This window comes from Clostridium sp., from assembly GCF_021372645.1.
Lineage (GTDB): Bacteria > Bacillota > Clostridia > Clostridiales > Clostridiaceae > Clostridium.
Window position 1 is genome coordinate 1 of the sequence record NZ_JAJFUC010000008.1, and the last position, 6,970, is coordinate 6,970.

At 26.6% G+C, this 6,970-nt stretch carries 5 protein-coding genes and 1 pseudogene; 1 reads left to right on the forward strand and 5 read right to left on the reverse strand.

From position 1 onward, the window contains the following. Positions 1 to 61 precede the first annotated feature (61 nt). The 5 genes from LLF98_RS00970 to LLF98_RS00990 form a co-directional block, all read right to left on the reverse strand. Complete coding sequence (locus LLF98_RS00970; protein ID WP_291699940.1) at positions 62 to 553, reverse strand: hypothetical protein; 492 nt, start codon at positions 551 to 553, stop codon at positions 62 to 64. 241 nt (positions 554 to 794) lie between these two features. Further along, complete coding sequence (locus tag LLF98_RS00975; protein ID WP_291699942.1) at positions 795 to 1,637, reverse strand: Rpn family recombination-promoting nuclease/putative transposase; 843 nt, start codon at positions 1,635 to 1,637, stop codon at positions 795 to 797. 97 nt (positions 1,638 to 1,734) lie between these two features. Continuing rightward, positions 1,735 to 2,493 carry a DUF4391 domain-containing protein gene (locus LLF98_RS00980; protein WP_291699944.1) on the reverse strand — a complete coding sequence of 253 codons (759 nt, stop codon included), beginning with the start codon at positions 2,491 to 2,493 and terminating at the stop codon, positions 1,735 to 1,737. 8 nt (positions 2,494 to 2,501) lie between these two features. After that, positions 2,502 to 5,756, reverse strand: coding sequence for a helicase-related protein (locus LLF98_RS00985; protein ID WP_291699946.1), 3,255 nt, complete (start codon positions 5,754 to 5,756; stop codon positions 2,502 to 2,504). A 326-nt stretch (positions 5,757 to 6,082) separates the two neighbouring features. After that, positions 6,083 to 6,598: an N-acetylmuramoyl-L-alanine amidase gene (locus tag LLF98_RS00990; protein WP_366512058.1), complete on the reverse strand. Its 516-nt coding sequence runs from the start codon at positions 6,596 to 6,598 to the stop codon at positions 6,083 to 6,085. Between the two features lie 175 nt (positions 6,599 to 6,773). Here LLF98_RS00990 and LLF98_RS00995 point away from each other — a divergent pair. Further along, a pseudogene (locus LLF98_RS00995) lies at positions 6,774 to 6,970 on the forward strand (hypothetical protein); the annotation flags it as partial.

Genomic DNA, 6,970 nt, shown 5'->3' on the forward strand with positions numbered 1-6,970 from the left:
TATAGTTAGAGTAATGTATGCTAAAGTAATAATCAAGAGGTTTACACTAAGATCTTGACTATTACTTTAGCATACATTGATTAGCCACTAGGCTTCTATATCTAATACTATGAATACAGTATTCCAATAAACTAAATATAACGATATATATCATCTTAATCTTATTCTGATAACTCTTTTGAAGTAATTTTAAAACCTCTAGGTTATCTCCCTCTATATAAATATTTTCTGTAGTATCCCAATTTTTACTTTCTTTTTTACATGGTCTAAGAGTTCCTCTTGAAGGTGTTTGAGCTATTCTTATAGCTTGTGATTTACCATGCCATTCAAATCTATATCTTTCTTCTTTATCCTCTATATAATTTCCTAAAACTTCTTGTAATCTATCAAAATCAACTTTATCTTCACAAAATGCTTCAGGAAAAATTTCTTTTAATTTTAAAACATTCTCTTTAACTATATCTAAACTTTCCCCATTAATTTTCTCTATTTCATCTATATTCTTAACTTCAATATTGCTTATACTATTCACTTCACTTTTAACATTATTCACCATTTTATCCCCTATCTTTTTAATATTAAACTTTTAAATAGATTTTAGTTTTTTATGAATATTATTCCATAAGATTATTTTACACTTTTTGTCAAAATAATCAAATCGTAAAACCATATCTATCATCCAATTTCTTAGTTAAAAAGTAAAAATTACTCATAAAAAAAGTTCACGATAATATTTTTATATCGCGAACTTTCCTGGTTAAGTTATATTTTGTTATCCATTTTCATATGCTTAATTATTCAAAATACTTTTCTAAATCTTCAATCTTTTCTAAATCAAATATATCTGTAGCTATTGTTTCAATTACTTGTGAAGATAATTTCTCTAATTTATCTTCATATTCCTTAGGTACTTTTCCAAACTTTTTATACAACAGCTTAATAAGTAATTCCACTTTTCCTTCTTCTATCTTTTCTCTATCTCTTTCTAATAAAGTCATAAACTCCACCTCCACATTCTTATCTTTTTTTACATTAATAACTTTTTCATGTATATGTTTTACAAGCTTACCTTTTGTACTTTTCACTGTTTTTTCACTTGAATCTTCTACATATCTTAAAAATTCTAAAAGTTCTTCCTCTAAATCATCAATATAACCTTTTGTATTTAATATTATTTTTTGAGTATCATCTTTTAGCCGTATATTATTCTCTTCTAAACATACATTTTCAAAAGTATATTTATGCCTCCCGCATTTAAAATAATCGAATGTACAAATAAATATAACATATGATTTAGGTAATTCCTTATAATCCTGTCCTTTTTCAATAAAATCTATATCAATATTTCCTTGATAATATCTCATTCTTTTTCCGAGATTTTTATTATCTCCTCTTTGCATTTCAATATTATAAACTGTATTATTTTTATCTTTAACATATATATCAAGTCGTATCCCTTTACAATCTAATAGTAAATCTATCACCTTTTGATTAACAGGCATTTCAATTTTTTCAATTCTGATTTCTAGGAGCTTTTCTAAAAATTCTTTACAAATTTCTTTATCACTCATTACCTTTGCAAATAGAAAATCATCTTCTAAATTTAATTCTTGTAATGTTTTTATTCTCTTGTCCATTACTTTAACTCCTTATCAAGTTTAATCGAGTTTTTTTATATTTTTATTATATACCACATATATTAATTATTAAACTTTTTTATTAGATATAATATACTTAAGAATTTAATTTTTCAATCACACGATTTTTCTTCAATTCCAGCTTCTTTATTTTTATATTAATATCAATTTTCTTGTTAAAATGTTGTTCCTTATTTATATCAATTTTTAATTTTTCTATTTCACTATTAATCTTTTCTATTTGACTATTTAATTCATTAACTTCTTGTATATCTTTATTTATTAAAACTTCAAAATTACCTGTAATGCTTGAAGCATTAAGAAGATTTAACTTTTCTACAAAGCTGCAATAGAACTTGTACATATTTACAAAAGAAAATTTCTTTATATCTATGGAATTTAAAAATGAAACTTCATTATCTTTTAAATTATTCATGCATATCCAATTAATATAAATAAAATCATCTATTGTGCTTTTACTTTCATCAACCTTATTTATTCTCTTATATGCTGTGTTTATTAATACCTTCTCATCATGTGTTAACACAATTATCAAAGGATATGGTATTGTCTTTTGGATAATTTCGCATATTTTCTTGTATTTTGATTCTTTGGATAGTGAGACTTCTATTAACGCTATTTCTTCATACTCTAACTCTTCATTTTTAAATGACTTAATATTCAAGTTTTCTTCCTTAAAAGAATATTTCCAAATAATTTTCTCAATATCATCTGTAAACATTTCCTTATCAGTAGTTGACATAGTTCCATTTTCATAAAAAAGTTTTTTAAATATTGTGTTTCCAACATTACATTCTGCTGGTATATTCATTTCTTCATACAATTTATCAACCATATATCCACCTACTTTATTGCAATAAATGATATTAATTCAAAGTCCTCTATACCTTTAAATAAGCTTTTTTGAAGGGTTGTCCCACCTTTACTAAATAAAGACGCTACTCCTTTTTCTTCTTTTTTACCTATAATATTATCAATGGCATCTTCTAAAAGCTTTGAGTATTTCTTCATTTCCTTGCCATTATTTGTTTCTAAATTAAATTCTTCTACTATATCACTTAAAACTTCACCTTTGCCCGAGCATAATTTTCTATAAAAATCTAAGATTTTCTTTGTATGAATATAGTTATATTTAACAGTTCCATCATCATAAATATAAACCATATAATATGGATAAAATGAATTGCTCTCCTCAGGTTTTGCATTATCATTAATTTGCTTTAATGTAAATATAACACCAGGCTTTATCTGATTTTTTAATTCTTCATCTTCAGTTCTTGTAACTGCATACATGCCTAATGGTGCTTTTTCTAATTTTTCTTTATGAATTTTCATATACTCCATTAAATCCATCTTAAAATCATTCATGGTTAAGTCAGTTATAGAAATTCCACCTGAAATGTCTTCTAAGTCTACGACTTCATCTTGTAATTGTTTTAATTGATTCTTTCTATATTCAAGATCATTCATTTTAGACTTTCCATTTGAATCTATTATGTTTTCTTCTCCAGTTGCAGAAACATCTAATAACATCATTCTTCCAGTTACTCTAGCTTCAAGATTTATGTATTCATCAAGTTCCATATTGGGCCAAAAATTAACTAATTGAATAACATCATTTTTTGAACCTAATCTATCTATTCTACCAAATCTTTGAATTATTCTGACTGGATTCCAGTGAATATCATAATTAATTAAATAATCACAATCTTGTAGATTTTGACCTTCTGAAATACAATCAGTTGCTATCAATATATCAATTTCATCTTTCATATCTGAATTTACTTTTTCTCTTTCTTTTGATATTGGAGAAAAATTAGTCAAAACATCATTTAAATCCTTTTTATTAACCCCTTTTAATGTACATTTATTATCCCCTGCCCCTGTAACTAGAGCAGTATGAACTTTAAATTTTTTACTACCCCAAGCTGCTATATTCTCATATAGATAATTAGCTGTATCTGCAAAAGCTGAAAATATTATTATCTTTTTATTATTTTGATTTATAGGATTGTTTATTTTATTTTCAATTAAATTTTTTAGTGTATTTAATTTAGCATCTCTATGAATTACGACTTTATGAGCTTCAATCAAAAGTTCTTCTAGTTTCCTTTTATCGTCTTCTAAATCTTGTTTCCATTTGATTAAATCCATATCTTGAATTAATATCTTTACTTTATTTCCTATTAAAGAATCCTCTAGTAACGGATCATCAATTTCAATATCTTCTATATTTAATGAGGTATCATAATCAAATTGTTTTTTCTCAATTTTCTCTAACGTATAATCTATTTGTTTTAAAAGTTTTGCTATTGTTATTCCAAAGGAATTAATTGAACTTTCCATTCTTTTTAATATATTTACCCTCATTAAACTAACTAAACTTTCTTCTCTATCTACTTGTCTAAATACAGATTGTCCACCTCTTACAGAAGTATCATATTTTTTATCATACTCACTTCTCTTTTCTGAAAGGACATATTTAAGTGGTGAATATGTACTCAAATTCAAATTTCTAATTGCTTTATTTACATAATTCAAACTTGGAAATTCATCTGATTCATCAATTTTTGATTTCTCATTTATAGGCTTTAATCTCTGAGGGAATTTACCAATTTCAGCTACATTGTAATACTTTTCTATATGTTTTCTTGATCTGGCTATGGTTACTGTATCAAGTAATTTGAAATAATCCATATTAATCATTTCCATAAAACTATCTAATGTTCTTTCTTCCTCTTCAAGGTTTGTCCATTTGTTAAATATTAATTGTGCTTTCCTTAAAGTTTGTTCAACACTTACTATTCCTTCATCATCAAATGCATTGTCTATTCCTTCTGTTATAAAATTAATTTGATTCTTTAAATCATTCATTTTATTATTAACTGGAGTAGCTGATAACATTAATATTTTTGTTTCTGCTCCACTTTTTATAACATCATTTAATAGTTTTGAATATCTTGTAACTTTATCATTTCTAGCATTGTTATTTCTAAAGTTATGGGATTCATCAATAACTACTAAATCATAATTGCTCCAATTTATAGTTTTTAGATTTATCTCACCCGAATACCCTTCATCCCTGCTTAAATCTGTATGATTTAGTACATCATAATTAAATCTATCTTTAAGTAAAATATTTCTCTTATCATTTAATGTATATATTGACCAGTTTTCCCTAAGCTTTTTTGGTGCTAAAACCAATACCCTATAATTTCTAAGTTCATAATACTTTATGACTGCTAAAGCTGAAAATGTCTTACCTAAACCAACTGAATCTGCTAAAATACACCCTCTATGTTTTTCTAATTTATCAATAGCTCCAATGACTCCATCCTTTTGGAACTTGTATAACTTAGTCCATATTTCAGTATCTTTGAAACCTATTTTAGTATTAACTATATTTTCTTCAGTTATCTCACCTAAATATTCTCTAAATATATTATATAAAGTAACAAAGTATATAAACTCTGGAGTGTTTTCTTTATATATAGCTTTCATATGATCTAAAACCGCAGACTTAACATCTTCAACTAATGTTTCATCTTCCCATATATTATTGAACATTGTTAAAAACTGATTAGTGCATTCTCTTCCATACATACATGTATTCATATCCATTCTTGTTGATAGTGAAAAGCCTAACCCATCGCTTGTAAAATCTACTGTTCCGTTTATTGAAATATCTTCATCTTTGTTTTCTATGTATATAAGTCTTTGTTGTGCTGGATTTGGTTTCCTTAGAGATTTAATTTCTACCTTATCTTTTATCCAATCAGCACATTCCTTTGCAATACTAGATTGATTCATTTCATTTCTTAACTTTATCTCGAATTCATTTCCCGAAATTCTTTTCTCTGATGCTTTGTCTATAAAGTATTCCCTTACAAGTTCCTTATTTGCCTTAACAAACGTTGGCTCGGTGAATAAAAATCTCAACTTATCAATCTTTTTTAATTCTTTACTTAATTCCTTGTATGCAAAAATAGTAAAATATGATGATATTATAGATAGTTTTGAACTACTTTTAATGTTATCTCTTAATTCTTCTCCAACTTTACCAAATTGCTTATTATCTAATATTTTGGGCTGTCGCATTATAATCCCTCTCTTAATTTAATTGGTTACTTTTTCCTATATTACCATAACATTATTTTACACGTTTGGGCAAAATATTTAAACCCTAAAAATGCTTATTCTCAATTAATTTTCTACTCTTTTGAATTCCAACAATATTAATGAAAAATCTTTCTACTAAAAAAGCATTCTATCTGCTTTAGATTGAATGCTTTTATCTTACTTTAGAATATAATTAAACATATTTTAAAGATAAGTTTGTGCTTATACTTTAAATATTAATATCTTACCCAAGCCCCATTCCTGTCAACTTTCCACCCATCAACAGTTACACAATCACAATACATCTATCCATGCTCATCAAAAGCATAACACCCACTGTCAATCCACTTCCACAAAGGTTTATCCTTACTTCCTCTAACCATCTTGCAATTATCATCTAAGTAATACCAAACATTATTGGCTTCATTATAATACCATGCTTCTTGCAAAGCATATCCCCTGCTATCAAATATATACCATTCACCATCTATCTCCTTCCAACCATTATCTGCTGTATAATAATATTTATTTATGGTATCTGTACACCACCACCAGCCAACTTCATTACTGTTCCACCCAAACTTCCATTCACCGTCACTAGAACCATCCGCTCCAACTAACCCATTAACAATAGCTCTTGCAATTACTTCAGTATTATATTTGTCTGCATCATCACTATCAGCAAATAAACACTCAACCAAAATTGCAGGCATAACAGTTCTGTTAAGAACAATAAGATTTCTTGTTTTTACACCTCTATTTGGTAAATTCAAAGCACTTGCTAATGAACTACATATTTTAGCTGCATATTGATTAGCCACTTCTGATTTTCCAGTGACACAAACCTCCGGACCCTGGCCTACGGACAGTTAATAACCAAATAATTACCAAGATTGATTTTAAGAAAAAATTTAATTTGAAAATAATAAAAAACCACCCTTTTCTAGTGTAAAATTGATTTGCGAACCCAATTTACATAGGAAATGTGGTTTATTTATGATCAACGATCAAGAATATATTACTACAGAATTGAAAAAAACTCTAGAAAAAATGATACCTTTATCTTTAAAAAGATTGAATAATCTAGTCGCAATAATTGTTGGTATTATAATTTCAAAGACAGTTGTATTGTCTGAAATTGCTCAAGAACTTAAAGATTCGTATTCTTCTGGAACAGAAGATAGTAAAATTAA

What these genes read in the sequence shown, in the direction of transcription:
- LLF98_RS00975 (WP_291699942.1), bottom strand. Translation starts at nt 1,637, where the DNA reads ATGGACAAGAGAATAAAAACATTACAAGAATTAAATTTAGAAGATGAT.
- LLF98_RS00980 (WP_291699944.1), bottom strand. Translation starts at nt 2,493, where the DNA reads ATGGTTGATAAATTGTATGAAGAAATGAATATACCAGCAGAATGTAAT.
- LLF98_RS00985 (WP_291699946.1), bottom strand. Translation starts at nt 5,756, where the DNA reads ATGCGACAGCCCAAAATATTAGATAATAAGCAATTTGGTAAAGTTGGA.